This is a genomic window from Methylosarcina fibrata AML-C10, assembly GCF_000372865.1.
Classification (GTDB): Bacteria; Pseudomonadota; Gammaproteobacteria; order Methylococcales; family Methylomonadaceae; genus Methylosarcina; species Methylosarcina fibrata.
Map to the genome: position 1 here is coordinate 4,336,128 of NZ_KB889965.1, position 13,369 is coordinate 4,349,496.

General features: G+C 53.2%; 12 protein-coding genes and 3 tRNA genes. 3 read left to right on the forward strand and 12 right to left on the reverse strand.

Annotation, left to right across the window (positions count from 1 at the left end):
* Positions 1 to 28 precede the first annotated feature (28 nt).
* Entirely contained in the window at positions 29 to 1,219 is a 1,191-nt protein-coding gene (locus A3OW_RS0120360; RefSeq protein WP_020565308.1) for an NAD(P)/FAD-dependent oxidoreductase, read from the forward strand.
* Positions 1,220 to 1,524: 305 nt separating this feature from the next.
* Here A3OW_RS0120360 and A3OW_RS0120365 read toward each other — a convergent pair whose 3' ends face one another.
* From A3OW_RS0120365 to A3OW_RS27385, 5 genes are all read right to left on the reverse strand, one after another.
* Positions 1,525 to 4,149 carry a DEAD/DEAH box helicase gene (locus tag A3OW_RS0120365; protein WP_020565309.1) on the reverse strand — a complete coding sequence of 875 codons (2,625 nt, stop codon included), beginning with the start codon at positions 4,147 to 4,149 and terminating at the stop codon, positions 1,525 to 1,527.
* A 4-nt stretch (positions 4,150 to 4,153) separates the two neighbouring features.
* Positions 4,154 to 4,558 (reverse strand): type II toxin-antitoxin system VapC family toxin, encoded by a 405-nt coding sequence (gene vapC / locus A3OW_RS0120370; protein WP_020565310.1) that lies wholly within the window; start codon positions 4,556 to 4,558, stop codon positions 4,154 to 4,156.
* On the reverse strand, positions 4,549 to 4,773 hold the full coding sequence (locus A3OW_RS0120375) for a type II toxin-antitoxin system VapB family antitoxin (RefSeq protein WP_020565311.1): 225 nt from the start codon (positions 4,771 to 4,773) through the stop codon (positions 4,549 to 4,551). The genes vapC and A3OW_RS0120375 overlap by 10 nt, the downstream gene beginning before the upstream one ends.
* A gap of 17 nt (positions 4,774 to 4,790) precedes the next feature.
* On the reverse strand, positions 4,791 to 6,446 hold the full coding sequence (locus tag A3OW_RS0120380; protein WP_198291345.1) for a site-specific DNA-methyltransferase: 1,656 nt from the start codon (positions 6,444 to 6,446) through the stop codon (positions 4,791 to 4,793).
* A 147-nt stretch (positions 6,447 to 6,593) separates the two neighbouring features.
* On the reverse strand, positions 6,594 to 6,737 hold the full coding sequence (locus A3OW_RS27385; protein WP_020565313.1) for an acetate and sugar kinases/Hsc70/actin family protein: 144 nt from the start codon (positions 6,735 to 6,737) through the stop codon (positions 6,594 to 6,596).
* 250 nt (positions 6,738 to 6,987) lie between these two features.
* Between A3OW_RS27385 and A3OW_RS0120390 the strand changes: the two genes are divergently transcribed.
* Positions 6,988 to 7,185 (forward strand): hypothetical protein, encoded by a 198-nt coding sequence (locus A3OW_RS0120390; protein ID WP_020565314.1) that lies wholly within the window; start codon positions 6,988 to 6,990, stop codon positions 7,183 to 7,185.
* Between the two features lie 95 nt (positions 7,186 to 7,280).
* Here the strand turns inward: A3OW_RS0120390 and A3OW_RS0120395 are convergent.
* From A3OW_RS0120395 to hemA, 7 genes are all read right to left on the reverse strand, one after another.
* Positions 7,281 to 7,356, reverse strand: a tRNA-His gene (locus A3OW_RS0120395).
* Positions 7,357 to 7,386: 30 nt separating this feature from the next.
* Positions 7,387 to 7,463, reverse strand: a tRNA-Arg gene (locus A3OW_RS0120400).
* A gap of 4 nt (positions 7,464 to 7,467) precedes the next feature.
* A tRNA-Pro gene (locus A3OW_RS0120405) sits at positions 7,468 to 7,544 on the reverse strand.
* A gap of 163 nt (positions 7,545 to 7,707) precedes the next feature.
* Complete coding sequence (locus tag A3OW_RS0120410; RefSeq protein WP_020565315.1) at positions 7,708 to 8,127, reverse strand: Mov34/MPN/PAD-1 family protein; 420 nt, start codon at positions 8,125 to 8,127, stop codon at positions 7,708 to 7,710.
* A gap of 62 nt (positions 8,128 to 8,189) precedes the next feature.
* On the reverse strand, positions 8,190 to 9,053 hold the full coding sequence (gene prmC, locus A3OW_RS0120415; protein WP_020565316.1) for a peptide chain release factor N(5)-glutamine methyltransferase: 864 nt from the start codon (positions 9,051 to 9,053) through the stop codon (positions 8,190 to 8,192).
* A 24-nt stretch (positions 9,054 to 9,077) separates the two neighbouring features.
* The gene (gene prfA / locus A3OW_RS0120420; protein ID WP_020565317.1) at positions 9,078 to 10,166 is read right to left on the reverse strand and encodes a peptide chain release factor 1; all 1,089 of its coding nucleotides are present in this window, start codon (positions 10,164 to 10,166) and stop codon (positions 9,078 to 9,080) included.
* Between the two features lie 5 nt (positions 10,167 to 10,171).
* On the reverse strand, positions 10,172 to 11,422 hold the full coding sequence (gene hemA / locus A3OW_RS0120425; protein WP_026223767.1) for a glutamyl-tRNA reductase: 1,251 nt from the start codon (positions 11,420 to 11,422) through the stop codon (positions 10,172 to 10,174).
* Between the two features lie 200 nt (positions 11,423 to 11,622).
* Here hemA and A3OW_RS0120430 point away from each other — a divergent pair, with 200 nt between their 5' ends.
* The gene (locus A3OW_RS0120430) at positions 11,623 to 13,365 is read left to right on the forward strand and encodes a tetratricopeptide repeat protein (protein WP_020565319.1); all 1,743 of its coding nucleotides are present in this window, start codon (positions 11,623 to 11,625) and stop codon (positions 13,363 to 13,365) included.
* The last annotated feature ends 4 nt before the right edge of the window (positions 13,366 to 13,369 follow it).

The window sequence follows — 13,369 nt, forward strand, 5'->3', positions numbered from 1 at the left end:
GCCGGGTTCGATCCATGGGGAGTGGAAAATGTCAGACTATCGTTATCTTATCGTCGGCGGCGGCATGACGGCATACGCGGCGATGTGCGGCATCCGTGCCGTCGATCCGGAGGGCGGCATCGGCCTGATCAGCGCGGAATCTCATCCTCCCTACCAGCGCCCCCCGCTTTCCAAAGGCTTATGGAAGGGAAAGCCTTTCGAAAAAATCTGGTATCCGATCGATGAGCTGAAAGCAACGCTGCATCTGGGACGTAACGCAGAGACCCTTTCAATCGCCGATAAAACGGTCGTCGATGATCAGGGAAACAGCTATCGCTTCGACAAACTGCTGATCGCTACCGGCGGAGAAACCGTCAAGTTGCCGTTCGGCAGAGACGAGATCATTTATTATCGCTATCTGGACGATTATTTGAGACTTCGCGCACTGAGCGAACAAAAGCAGCGGTTTGCCGTGATCGGCGGCGGCTTCATCGGCTCGGAAATCGCCGCGGCGCTGGCGATGAACGGCAAGCAAGTGGTCATGCTCTTTCCCGGGGAAGGCATTTGCGCCTCCCTGTTTCCGCGCGAGTTGCATCAGTTCCTGAACGAATATTACCGATCCAAAGGAGTTGACGTCCTGCCCCGGCAGAAAGTCACCGGGATGACGCGCAAACAGGACAGATTGTTCCTGAATGTCCGCGGCGCTGATGGCACCGATCGGAGCATCGAGGCCGATGCGGTGGTGGCCGGGATCGGCATCAAGCCCAACGTCCGTTTGCTCGAGCAGGCCGGAATGTCCATCGACAACGGCATCCCGGTCGACGAAATGTTGCGCGCCGGTCACCCGGATATTTTCGCCGCCGGCGACGTCGCCAATTTCTACAATCCCGGTTTGAGAAACCGCATGCGGGCGGAACACGAGGACAACGCGCTGACCATGGGCCGATGCGCCGGCCGCAACATGGCCGGCGACTCGATGCCTTATCATCATCTTCCTCATTTTTATTCGGATTTGTTTGAGCTTGGCTATGAAGCGGTCGGCCAAACCGATTCCCGCCTGGAAACGATGGAGGATTGGATCGAGCCGCATAAAAAAGGCGTGATCTATTATCTGCGGGAGCATCGGGTGCGCGGCGTAGTGTTATGGAACGTCTGGGAACGCGTCGACGCGGCGCGGGCGCTGATCGCCGAACCGGGGCCGTTTACTGCGGAAAACCTGAAGGGCAGATTGTCGTCTTGATTCGGCATGCCCAGATAACACGGCATTGCAGCATTGCCGCCGTTTTCAGCGCCCAATTTTTACCGGGGATAAACAATTGTTATGGAATTAACGTCTCGCGGTCTATGGAGACCGGCCCGGCGGAATACGCTTCGCAATTCCGCTCCATGCGGGCTGGATGAGGAGTGCGGCTACGATCCGGCAGAAGATTCGGCTTTGCTGCCGAACAAGATGAAGATCTTGATTTGAATGGGGTGAACGATGGGGCTCGAACCCACGACAACCGGAATCACAATTCGCCTTTATTGGGTCCAGACTTTCAACAATTAACTGACATTGTCCTCAATCAGCTTGGCTAAATCCGATTGCCAATTACTTTCAAAGATCAGCGCACAGCTTACTTTAACCCCTTCGTCATCCAATAATTCGATCTCGCCCGCGGGTTTTGCATCATCCAATCGAAAAGCCCCGGAACAAATCCCGAACAGTTTTTTCTTGTAAGCCGTGTCGGGGTTGTCGAGATGGTCGCCTTTGGTTTCCAAAACCAATAACCGTTCCTGGCCGTCCTGATGGGTCAGGGCAAAAATGAAATCCGGATAGACTTTATTTTTGCGCCAACCTTGCAACGCGTATCCGTCCTGGGCTTTGGCGACGTTTCGATGCCACCAGCGCAAGGCTTTTTCACTGTCCAGGTAGCAGGCGACTTTTTGCTCGTAACCGTCAAGATCGTCTTTATAAAACGGATCGAACAAACTGGATTCGACGACCTTGCCGTCGTTGCGTTGCAGTAACGGGCTATTCGGCGGTCTGGCGGTGGATAATTCTCGCGGCAACAGCCAGTTATTTCGATCCGTCCGCAAGCGGAACTGAATGCGGCCTTCTTCCACGTCCTGTAAAAAAACGGCTTCGGCCAGCCTGTCCCGTTCTTGCAGCAAACAAACCCGAAGCGTTTCAATAAGCCGATGACCGATATCCGTAATCTGCGCCGGGGTAAACCCGGCATGTTGCAAATCTTGTAGCACTTGACCTATCAACGCACGCGCCAACCAGGGATTAGGCACGATGTCCACAATAGCACGCGTGGCATAGGCGGGATCGAATGCCTCGTCCACCGACAAACTGGCGAGTTCTTCCGACTCGACAAACTCCTTGGCATCAGGATCGTCCGCCAAATCGATGCGGATGATCTGCATATTCGCGCTTTGCCCTGTTTTCGGCAATTTCTCCGCCACGCTGCTAACATCTATCTGTTGCCAGTCGATCCGATACAAAATATCGGCTTCGTAACTCAATGGGCGGAAACTCTTGTCTTCGACCCACAATACCAGAGGCAAATAAATTCTGGCGTTCTGAAATTTTGGACGGCGCCGGATTTTGCGCGCGATGGGTGATCCACCCGAACCACTGCTGTCAGACTCGCGGATTTTTTCAACCAAATCGGCCATGCCGTCTTGCTCGAGGCCGGTTTTTATCGCCGCGACGACTTCGCTGGTCCGGGAGTGAAAACAAAAGACGTAACATTCGTTTAGCGATTGGATCGGCGTCCTGCTGGTATTGGGTTGCCGCAGAATTCGGCCCACCAGTTGCGTGATGGCTCCGCGACTCGTCACCGGAGCCAATGAACATAAGATATAAGCAAACGGGCAATCCCAGCCTTCCTGTAACGCTTGTTTGGTAATGATGAAGCGTACTTGATTGGTCTGGCTCAGCAAATCCAGGTTTTCCGGTTCGTTCAAATCGTTTGTTTCCGCCGTTTTGATGGCGATCTGTTCCTGGGACACCCCCAGAGACAACAAATAGTCTTTGACATCCTCGGCATGGATAAACTGGCCATCGCGTTGCTCCTTACCGGTCCGCTCCACTTGCACCAGGCAAATCGGCCGGATATAACGCGCCGATTCGGCCCGTAAATGTTCGGCATCCCGCTGCAAGGCATTCAGTTGCTCAACGCTTTGCCGGCAACACGCTTGCCAGCCGTCGCCGCCCTGCACGGTGACATTCATCGGCAATTTGACCATTTCTTCCCGGTCCAGATCGGTGCCGCGCACATCCACCAGCCAATTGCTGTAAGTCGGCGGATTGTCCCGGTCACGATCCACCGGCGTGGCCGTCAACTCCAGCACAAACGACGGATTGAAGCCGTACAAAGTGTCCATCGCCAACCGGGAATAGCCTTTATGCCCTTCATCCAGCACCACGACCGGACGAATTTGCCGCAAGGCATTACCCAAGGAATCCTTGACGATAGCGCCGACCATTTCCTTTTGTCCGTACACGTCCAGATTGGGAATTTGGTCCAATAGCCCGGCATGCGCCAGCACATCGTCCGAATGAGGGAAGAAGCCGTGAATATTGCCGCGATCCTTGAACAGTTTCAGCGATTCCTTGGTTTCCCGGTTCGCCGATTGCAGCATCAACAGCATCACGCACAATTGCTGTTCGGTATCGCGCTGGTCCAGACGGTCCAGCTTTTCCAGTATTTTGGTTTTACCGGCGCTGGCGCGGTCCAGGATTTGCCGGTAAGGATGTTCGCGGTCGCGTAGCGCCTTGATGGTCTGGCTGTAAATCGACTCGTTCGGTACGATCCACAGCACAAAGCCGGTATTGCGCCTGAGCCATCGGCTTTGAATCTGCGACACGGCGGCCGCGGCCAACAGCGTCTTGCCGCCGCCGGTCGGGATTTTGAAACACACCGACGGCACGCTTCGCCCAACTCCATCCCGCCTTGGGCTAAAAGGCACGGCCGCGCGCACCTTGGGCAAATGACCGGTATCCTTGAGAGCTTTCCAGGCGGCTTCGGCAAAATCCGGCACCGGACGCAACAGTTCCGGGTCGGGCTCCTTGGCGTTGGCCTGGACAATTTTATCCGCCAGCGCCTTTTTTTCGCTCAAGGTATTCAGATACAGCGTCAACGTGTCCAGCACCTGTTGTTGGAAGTCTTTCAGTTCCATCGATTCACGCCGGGTAAAGTTTCAATTGCGGAATGACAGTCGCCATGCGCGTAAAATCCTTGTCGCTATGCAGCAGAATTAAATCGTGTTCGATGGCGATTTGCGCAATCAAACAATCAATCGTGCTGCGGATCGTGAGGTCCTGTCGGCGGCAGGAAAAAAACAGATAGGCCGCTTGCGCATAACTTTGCGTCAAGTGCTTGGGGTGGTAAAACTGCACGTCATTAAAAAAATCCCGAAATGCCGCAAAGCGTTGTTCGGACTCGGCCCCTTGCAAAATTTCTTGGTAAATGACGGCGCAAATGCCCACCGCTTGGCCGGACTGAACCAGGGAGCGTAACGGGTCAACGGCGGGACCGGGTTTGCCCTGAATAAAATCGATCCATACCGACGTATCGACTAGATACATTCTTTGCCGTCCTCGTTGCGCAAGGCTTTGTAATCGTAGTCGTCGCGAATCCCGCCGAAGCCGTATAAATCCATCAGATTGCGCTTGGGCTGGGCTTGATGGCGTTGGATAAACTCTTTCAAGGCAATCGTAATCACTAGGCTTTGATCTTGCGTATCGGCCAACCGAGTAGCCTGTTCGATCAATTGATCGTCAATAGTAATCGTGGTTTGCATGGTCAACTCTCTTAAAACTAATCTTTTTCGATGCGATACAACGCAAACGGCAGCGGCGCGTATTCCACCCCCAACGGCAACAGCGTTTTGTTGGGGACGAATTTAACCGGCGCGAACACCAAATGCCGTTTGTCGGCATGGCTGGCGCCGATACGCTCGGCCAAACTCAAGGTCAAAGCCGCTTCGCGCGATTTCAGAAAATCGAGCTCAGGCCGGTAGATCAGCCAGACGTGATATTGCGCGCTTTCCCCGACATACCAGCGCCCCGCATCGGTTTGACCGGCCGGCAAAGGTTGTCCCGTCGCCGTGTGAAACAGCCATGCGCCCAAGGCTTGATAATCGGGCAACGATTCGCCGGTTAGAATATGATTGATATCGATCGGTTCGCCCAACGTATAAAAAGTAAAGCCGCCGCCCAAACCGGCCACTTTTTCGGTGATTTTCTTCTCGCCGGTCACGGTGAGCTCTCCGTCCTTGATTTCCTTTTTGATCGTGTCGAAACGCAGGCCGTCCAGATTTTCGATGCCTTCGACCTGATGCAAAATTTTCTGATGGGCTTTGTCGCGGCTGAAATTGCTCCAGGTAATCTTTTCCCGATACAGTTCTTCTTTTTGCGTGCCCTGGAATTCGTAGCCGTTGATCACTCGCCGCACCCGCTCGGCGGTCAGGCTGTCGGCGTAATCTTCGCATTCGACCAGGATGAATTTGCGGTTGCCGCCGTCTTTGGCGTTTTGGGCGAGTACCGCGTGGGCGGTGGTGGCGGAGCCGGCGAAGGAGTCCAGAACCACAGAGTTGTCTGTGGTAGCAATTTGTAAGATGCGCTGTAATAAAGAAACAGGTTTCGGCGTTTGGAAAGGAGTAAAACCCAGAATATTTTTTAATTCTGTCATAGCCCCTTGGGTATGCCCAACTTCAGAATAATTCCAGACTGTTCTTGGAACGATACTTCCCATATCCTCTAAAAATCGCTTTAATCTTGGCATTTTAGCTGTTCCATTTGCTCCCCAGTAAAGGGCACCTTGCTCCTCAAGTTGTAGATGTTTTTCTTTTGAAAATCTCCATACAGCGGATTCCGAAGGTAGAACTTTCTCACCAGTAAAGGGATTGGTAATTGGGTAGTATAAGCTTGGACGCTCTAACCGACTTTTATTACAAGTGTATGTTGCTGAATTCCAAACGCCGCGTGGATCATTATCAGGGTTTGAATAATACGCTTCTTGGTCTTCGGTTCTTTCAAGTCCATTAGGAAGCCAGGCTGATTTATTTGCCGCATAGACCAAAATAAAATCAAAGTCATCACTGAAATATTTTGCATCGTTTGCGGGTGACACTTTATTTTGCCAACTGATTGCCGCAACAAAATTCTCCTCCCCAAAAATCTCATCCAGCATCATCCTGGCCCGATGCACTTCGTTGTCGTCCAGCGTCATCCAGAAACTGCCGGTTTCGGCCAGCAGTTCATGCAATAGCTTCAGCCTCGGCCACATCAGCGCCAGCCATTTGTCGTGACGCAGCATGTCCTCCCGATTGACCGGATTGCTATTCAGCCATTCCCTCATGATCGGACTGTTCACGTTGTCGTTGTAGCACCAGTTTTCGTTGCCGGTGTTATACGGCGGATCGATGAAAATGCAGTCCACCTTGCCGGCATAGCGCGGCAATAAAGCTTTCAAGGCATGCAGGTTGTCGCCGTGAATGATCAGATTGCCGGAATCCTCGCCGATTGATTGGTCCGGCTGCGCGATCAATGGCCGAAACGGCACATTGAGATGATGATTGTAAACGTATTCCTTACCTTTAAAATGCAGTTCCGGCATGGTTTAATCCTGAGTCTGTTCGGGTTTGTCGGCAAATAATGCCGGTTGCTCGGGTAGCGTCCCCCCTTTTTGCCGGCAATAATCGCGAATCATCACTTCGATCATGTTGGTCAAGCTGCGCTGTTTCTTTTCGGTCAGTAAGCGCAAACCTTCTTTGAAAGGGGAGCGATACGCAAAGTCAACGTCGTCGTTCTAGTCGCCGCCATGGGTGAGCGCCTGGCGTTTTGGCGTTACAGTCGTGTACTGCAAATATACAGCAGTCCGCATTCTTTAACCAGTTCAGGATGGATAATGGTTAAACGGTACTCTCATCGACACTTTTTTCGACTTCCATGCCTTATCTAGACGTTATTTTCAGGAATATAAAAAGGTTTAAACAGAATTTGATTTTAAAGGCTTGAAGAAAAGAGACGCTGTTTCTCTGTTTAGAGCTCTGCTCACCTTATCGGAAGCCCAACAAGCAGAAATCGAAACGGAGTTGCAGCAGATAGACGGCATGGCCTGTCAAGGCAACATCATCGCTTTGATCGAGGAAAACGTTCGGAGAACTTTCGGCATGGCCAACATCACGACAGCTCATTGCTTGCCGGAATGACGCGATAGAGGCTATTAATCCGGACAATTGCAACCAGAATTGCAACCAATCGAACGAAACGAAGGGAATCTAAAGAAACAAGTGTTTGATTTGAATGGGGTGAACGATGGGGCTCGAACCCACGACAACCGGAATCACAATCCAGTGCTCTGCCAACTGAGCTACGCTCACCATTATAGAAATTCAGACGTATTCAAGAAATGGCGCGCTTGGCAGGACTCGAACCTGCGACCCTCGGCTTAGAAGGCCGATGCTCTATCCGGCTGAGCTACAAGCGCTAAATGGTCGGGGTAGAGGGATTCGAACCCCCGACATCCTGCTCCCAAAGCAGGCGCGCTACCAGACTGCGCTATACCCCGACGATCTTCGACTAAATGGCTTGTGACGTTCTCAACCACCCTTGAAGAGCTGACTATGATAACGGTCTTAAGTGTTATCGTCAACTGTTTTTATGATAATTTCGCAAGCAAACAAAATTCCGGATTCTTGTGAGAAGAAAATCTTCAAGATTGAAAATATTTATCATTCTTCGCTCAATGTCAGAGTGATTTCGGCCGCTTGTTGCCCGGAAATTTTAAAGCCCCGCATTTCCAGGATGCCCTTCGTGTTCAGTGAAATGATCAGATAGAGCGCTTCGGGATAGGCGGCCTGCTCCAGATCGGCGGCCGAAGGTATGGCCGGGGCGGTAGGATGGGAATGATAAACGGCAAACAACTCTTCGCCCTGATTGCGCATCTGGGACATGGCGGCGATTTGCTGTCTGGCGTCGAGCAGAAAGCGGTGTTCCGGATGCGGATCGACGTTTTCAATCGGATAGCAGGTGTTCGGGACGCCGTTTTTGCTCCCTATGAGTCCGCAGATTTCCCGGTCGGGAGAAATCTGGGCCAGATGCAGCAGTTGATTGGTCAGTTTTCGTGGTAGCTGGATTTCTTGTTGGCGCATGGTTTGCCTTGATCAATTGAAAATGACGGGCCGAAAGATGAAAAGAGAATCGGTTCCTTGCTTCAGGCCGGCTCCGGGCTGCGGCTCGAACCGTATCGACCGTAAGTCACGCGGGGCTGGCCCGACAGATCATAACAGGTTTCCACCTCGGCATAGCCGAACGCTTTAAAAACGGATTGCGCCGCCTGCTTCTGGTCATAGCCGTGCTCGATCAAGAGATGGCCGCCCGGAACCAGGCGTGCCCGGGCCGTATCGGCGATGCGGCGGATGTCGGCCAGCCCCTGTTCCGGGGCGCACAGGCTGGTTTTCGGTTCGAAGCGTAGATCACCTTGTTCAAGATGGCCGTCGTTCTCGGCGATGTACGGCGGATTGCTGACGATCAAGTCGAACTGTGTGTCCGGGACGTCGGCAAACCAGTCGCTCCGGCAAAAGCGGACATTGCGGATACGGTGCTTTTCGGCGTTCCGTTGCGCGATGCTCAGTGCCGGCAGGCTGAAATCGACTGCGACCACGTCGGCCAGCGGCCGTTCTGCAGCCAGCGTGATCGCGATGATGCCGGAGCCGGTGCCCAGATCGATCACTTTAACGGATCGATCGTCCGGGATTCGTTGCAGGCTGAGTTCGATCAACAGTTCGGTCTCCGGCCTGGGAATCAGCACGTCGGGAGTGACGATGAAATCACGGGACCAGAATTCGCGCGTTCCGGTCAGATAGGCGAGAGGAATGCCTTGCTGCCGGGTTCGAACCAAGGTCCGGAAGGCTTCGGTTTGTTCCTCCGAAAGCAAGTGCTCGGGCCAGGCGCGAAGATGCGACCGGGCTTTGCCGAGAGTTTCGGCCAACAGGATTTCCGCTTCCAGCCGGGGCGATTCGGAAAGCCGGTGCAGGTCGGCGGCCGCTTCCCTTAATGCGGATTCTATGCTGTTCATGAGCGAGGACGGTCGGGCATGATGCTAGGCCTCTTCTCCCAGTTGCGTCAACAGTTCGGCCTGATGCTCGCTGATCAAGGGTTGAACCACCTGTTCCAGTCCGCCCTGCATGATGTCGTCCAGTTTGTACAAGGTTAAATTGATGCGATGGTCGGTCAGGCGGCCCTGCGGGTAGTTGTAGGTGCGAATGCGTTCGGAGCGGTCGCCGCTGCCGACTTGCAGTTTTCGCGTCGCCGACTGCTCGGCGTGGTGTTTTTCCTGCTCCGCCGCCAACAGCCGCGATTGCAGCAGGGACATGGCCCGTGCCCGGTTTTTGTGTTGCGAGCGTTCATCCTGGCATTCCACGACCACGCCGCTGGGAAGGTGGGTGATGCGTATCGCGGATTCGGTCCGGTTGACGTGCTGGCCGCCGGCGCCCGAGGCGCGGTAGGTGTCGATCCGAAGATCGGCGGGATTGATCTCGATGGCATCGACTTCCTCGACTTCGGGCATGATCGCCACGGTGCAGGCCGAGGTGTGGATGCGGCCCTGCGATTCGGTCTCGGGAACCCGCTGCACCCGGTGCGTGCCGGATTCGAATTTCAATTGCGAATAAACGTCCCGCCCGGATACACGCAGAATGATTTCCTTGTAGCCGCCGTGATCCCCGGGGCTTTCGCTGATGACTTCGGTTTGCCAGCCTTTTTTCTCCGCATAGCGTTGATACATGCGGGACAGATCGCCGGAAAAAATGGCCGCTTCGTCGCCGCCCGTGCCGGCGCGGATTTCCAGAAATATGTTGCGATTGTCGTTCGGATCTTTCGGCAGCAGCAGAATCTGCAATTCCTGTTCCAGCGATTCGATCAGACTTCCGGCTTCGTTCGCTTCTTCTTTGGCCAGTTCTCTCAGCTCGGGATCGCTGTCATTGCTCATTTCCCTGGCGGAGGCCAGCATCGACAAGACTTGCTCGTAGCGCCGGTAGCAATCGACCAGCGGGCCGATTTGAGCGTACTCCTGGCTTAACGAACGCTGTTGTTTTTGATTGCTTTGTACTTCGGGCTGGGATAGGAGGGCGGCGATTTCGTCGTAGCGTTCGCTCAGGTTTTCTAATCGGTTTTTTATCGAAGGCTTCATTGAGTTTACTGTAATTTGAAAATTTCCCGGGCCGCCGCAATCAGGTCGCGCCGGTCGTTTTCGGCGGCTTCCCGAATTTGAGTGCTGGGCGTGTGCAATAGTTTGTTGGTCAGGCTGTGCGCGAGACGGTTCAACGCTTCTTCCGGCGAAGCGCCGTTTTTGAGTTGAGCCAGGGCTTTTTGCAGGGCTTCGTCGCGGATGAGTTCGGCTTGATTGCGGTAATCGCGAATCGTCGATTGAGCGCCCTGGGCACGAAGCCAGTTCAAGAAATAATCCACCTGGGTTTCGATGATTTCTTCGGCCTGTTCCGCCGCTTGCCGGCGAGAGTTCATGTTCTGATTGATCGTGTTCTGGAGATCGTCTACCGTATACAGGTAAACGTCCCTGAGCTGTTCGACTTCCGGCTCTATATCGCGGGGAACGGCAAGATCCACCATGAACATGGGCTTGTGTTTGCGTTTTTTGAGCGCGCTTTCGACTCGTCCCTTTCCTAAAATAGGGAGCTGGCTGGCGGTCGAGGAAATGACGATGTCCGCTTCCTCCAAATGGCTGGGTAATTCCGACAGGGCGATGGCGTACCCGTTGAATTGCGTGGCCAGAGTATGGGCTTTGTCATAGGTGCGGTTGGCGATGATGATGCGGCCGATGCCGAGCTGGACAAGGTGCCGTGCCGTTAATTCGATCGTTTCGCCGGCACCGATCAGGAGCGCGGTTTGTTCACTCAGCTTATCGAAAATCTGTTGCGCCAGTTGGACGGCGGCAAAGGCCACCGAAACCGGACTGGATCCTATGGCGGTATCGGTGCGTACCTTCTTGGCCGCCATGAAAGTATGCTGAAACAGTTTTCCCAGGCGTTTGCCCAGGGTGCCGGCCTGGCTGGCGGCCTGGTAGGCGGATTTCATCTGGCCGAGGATTTGCGGTTCGCCCAGGATCATGGAATCCAGTCCACAGGCCACGCGGAACATGTGGCGAATCAATTGGCTGTCGATATGCGAATACAGGTAGGGCGTAAAATCGCCCGGGTCGATGTTTCTGTTTTGGGCGACCCAATCGACCAGTATCTGCTGATTGGCCGTGCTCGCAGTACAATAAAGCTCGGTGCGGTTGCAGGTCGACAGGATGGCGGCTTCGCTGATGCCTTTAACTTTCAGCAGGTCCTGAAGGGAAGGTTGCAGTATCTCGGTAGGATAGGCCAGACGTTCGCGGACGGCGAGCGGCGCGGTAGTGTAATTAATCCCAACTGCAAGAAGTGTCATGGTGTCAATGTTATGAAAGCGATAATCGCTGCGATCGGCTTGTTTTAACAAAAATCGCAGTATTATTTAAAAATCACAGTATATTATGTCGGCGTATTGTAAAAAAATATAACGGCTTAAGCCAAATCGATTGAATCCGGTTTCCGAATCGGTTGATTTTTCCGATAATTATAATCAGATTATAAATTTAGGATGTTTGCGTGTTAATTTTCAGATTGTTTTCAGTGGTTGCTTTGGTTTTACTTAATGCTTGCGCTGCTTCTCCGGAAAAGCCAGGCGCCCCGAAAGAATTTCCGGTTCCAGCCAGCCCGGACAAAGCCAGTGAAAAAACATCAACCAGCGAAGCCAGGACGGCGATTGATCCCGACGTCTTGTTCATCTTGTTGTCGGCGGAAATTGCCGGGCAGAGAGGGCATTACGACATCGCTTACCAAGGTTATATGGAGGCCGCCAGGCGCGTCAAGGATCCGAAACCTGCGGAAAGAGCGGCCATGATCGCGATGTACATGAAGGACAACAAAAAATTAAACCGCGCCCTGAATTTATGGCTGAAGAATGACCCCGACAATCCGACGGCCAGAAAGCTGGCGGCATTGACCGCTCTGCGGGCCCAGGATAAACAGGCCTCGTTAGAACACTTGAACAAGATTCTTGCCATTGACCCCGCCGATTTCGAAAACACGGTGCTGGAGTTGGCGACCGCGCTGCAAGAGGAGGGCAAGACCGATTTTTTGTATGACGTGCTGGAGTCGATATCGGTAAACAATCCAAAGCAGTCGACCGTTTTGTACGTGCAGTCCCTGCTGGCGATGCAGATGAAAAAGCAGGATGTGGCCGAACATAAGATCCGGCAGGCTCTGATGATTCAGCCGGACTGGGACAAGGCTCTGATATTTCAGGCTCAGATAGCCGCGTTGTCCGGCGATATGAACAAGGCGGCGGAATTGTTGCGCAACGCCTCCGCCAAATATCCGGACAACGACAAGATCAGCAAGATGTATGCTCAGTTGTTGATCAAGAAGGCCGACTACGAGACGGCGGTCGAAGTTTATCAAAAATTGGTGACGCGCAATCCGGAAGACGTCGAAAGTCAATTTGCTCTCGGTTTACTGTATTTTCAACTGGACAGGGATGACAAGGCTGAAGAAGTTTTCACCAAGCTGCTGGAACAGCCTAAATGGCGGTATCAGGCCAGTTTTTACCTGGGTAAGCTCGAAGAAAAACATGAAAATGTGCAAAAAGCGATAGAGTGGTTCGATAAAGTCACCGAAGGACCGTTTGAATTTGAAGCCTCACTTTCGGCGGTGTCGCTGCTGATCAAGGACAAGCGGTATGAAGAAGTCGCTCCCCGGCTGAAAATAATGGAGGAGCGGTTTCCGAAGCAAATCGTCCGGATACGGCTGCTGCAGGTGGAAATGCTCAGTCACCAAAAGCGCTATGAAGAGGCTTTTAAATTATTGACTGATTTTTTAACACAATTTCCAGGCGACAAGGACATCTTGTACACTCGCGCCTTGATGGCGGAACGGCTGGGCCGGATGGATATCCTGGAGGCCGATCTGAAAAAAATCCTGGCAACCAATCCGAACAGCGCCGAAGCGTTGAACGCGCTGGGCTACTCGCTGCTGGATTATCCCGATCGTTACGCCGAAGCCGAAAAATATCTGATCAAAGCCCTGACGCTGCAACCTGACGAGCCGGTCATTATGGACAGCTACGGATGGTTGCAGTTTAAATTGGGCAAGCCGGCCAAAGCCTTGATCTATCTCGAACAGGCCTATGCCAAGCAGCCGGAGAACGAGATTGCTGCGCATCTGGCCGAAGTGCTGTGGACATTGGGTCGAAAGGACGAAGCCAGGAAACTGTTCAACAAGGCTTTCAAGAAAGCCCCGGAGGACGAATATCTTCTGGACTTTAAAAAGCGCATTCTTGATAACGAGTGATTGT